The following is a 1,701-nucleotide window of genomic DNA, read 5'->3' on the forward strand; positions in this document are numbered from 1 at the left end:
GCAGCTCGTGCCCGATCAGGTCCTCCGGCTGCACCCAGGTCAGGCGCAGCGGAGGCGGAGCGGCGCGTTCTCCGGTGACGTCCGCCATCACGCCTCCGTGATCGCGGCGAACGCGGCCTCGTGTGCGCGCCGTCGCTCGCGGTCGCGAGCGAAGACCTCGCGGGTCACCTCGGCGAGGGATGTCGCCGGGGCGTGCAGGTCGAGCCTGCTGGCGCGGGCGACCTCCTCGCTCCACTCCGCGGGTACGGCGGCCCCGCCGTGCAGGGCTCCGACGATCGCCCCGCTCATGGTGGCGATGGAGTCGCAGTCCCGGCCGTAGTTGACCGAACCCAGCACCGTGTGGCGGAAGTCGGAGCCGCCGACGAGCAACATGCCCAGAGCGACGGGGAGTTCCTCGATGGAATGCAGGCGGGAGGGCCTTCGGGCGCCGAGGGAGGGACTGCGGTACTCAGGGCCGACGGTGTCGAAGGGCGCGACCGCCTCCCGCAGCGGTTTGAGCGCGCCTTCGAAGTCGCTGTGCTGCTCGGCCACTTCGCACACGGCCTCGATGGCCTCGCGTGTGCCGTCCTTGGCCAGCGCGAGCACGTCGTCGATGACGGACCGTGCGGTGGCGCCCGGCACGCAGGCCGCCGCCACCGCGGCCGCGAAGACTCCGGCCGCCTCCCGCCCGTACGAGGACTGGTGCGCACCGGCGACATCGAGAGCCTCTGCGTAAGCACCCGCCGGATTACCGGCGTTGACCGCTCCGACGGGCGCCATGTACATCGCGGCGCCGCAGTTGACGATGTTTCCGGCACCCGCCTCACGCGGGTCGACGTGCCCGTAGTGGAGGCGTGCCACGATCCACTTCTCGGCGAGGAAGATGCGCTGGAGCGGCAGGGCTTCGGCCTCCAGCTCAGGAATCCAGCGGGGGTTGGAGATCAGGTCGGGCACGAGATGACCGGCGATGTCGTACGCGTCCAGGTGGTCGCGCACCTTCTCGTAGACGCGCACCAGGGCGTGCGTCATGAGAGTGTCGTCGGTGACGTGCCCGTCGCCCTTGTGGTACGGGGCGATGGGCCGGGCCGTGCGCCAGTCCTCGTGGAACGGGCCGACGATGCCCTCGACCCGGCCCCCGTGCCGCTCGACGATCTGCTCCGGCGTCCAGCCCTCCACCGGGCCGCCGAGCGCGTCGCCGACCGCGGCTCCGACGAGGCAGCCGGTGATGCGGTCCTCAAGCGTGGGAGTCATGTGCGACTCAGTCCTTCCACGGATGTGCCCTCGGGCGTGGTCAGTTCGGTACGGGCGAGCAGCTCGGCGAGCTCGACGAGATCGGTCTCCGCGAGCCGGGGGAGTGCGCAGCCGGACAGCGTCCGGCAGGCGGAACGCCAGCTGCCGGGGATGTCGACGCCTCCGCCGATCGCGCCGGTCAGCGCCCCCGCCAGAGCGGGTGCGGAGTCGGCCACGCGGGAGAGGCAGGCGGCGGCGGGCACCGCCTCGGCGATCGAACCGCCGCCCGCAAGGGCGACCGCCAGCGCGACGGGCACGGTCTCGGCAGCGGCGATGCCGTAGCTGTAGATGTGGTCGACGATCTCGTGCTCCAGCACGGGGACGAGCGCGAAGGCGTTGCCGGACGCGCCGGGCCGTTCGGCGACCGCCTGGCGTGCGAGACGCACCGCGTGCCGGGCGTTGCGGCGGATCTCCGTACCCGAGGGGAGCTGC

General features: G+C 72.5%; 2 protein-coding genes. Both read right to left on the reverse strand.

The features are described from left to right. Positions 1–87 precede the first annotated feature (87 nt). Entirely contained in the window at positions 88–1,230 is a 1,143-nt protein-coding gene (locus H5J26_RS30730) for an ADP-ribosylglycohydrolase family protein (protein ID WP_181769215.1), read from the reverse strand. After that, a partial coding sequence (locus H5J26_RS30735; protein WP_181769216.1) for an ADP-ribosylglycohydrolase family protein occupies positions 1,227–1,701 on the reverse strand: 475 nt, incomplete at its 5' end. The genes H5J26_RS30730 and H5J26_RS30735, both read right to left, overlap by 4 nt.

The sequence above is a fragment of the Streptomyces albidus (ex Kaewkla and Franco 2022) genome (assembly GCF_013870515.1).
Taxonomy (GTDB): Bacteria; Actinomycetota; Actinomycetes; order Streptomycetales; family Streptomycetaceae; genus Streptomyces; species Streptomyces albidus.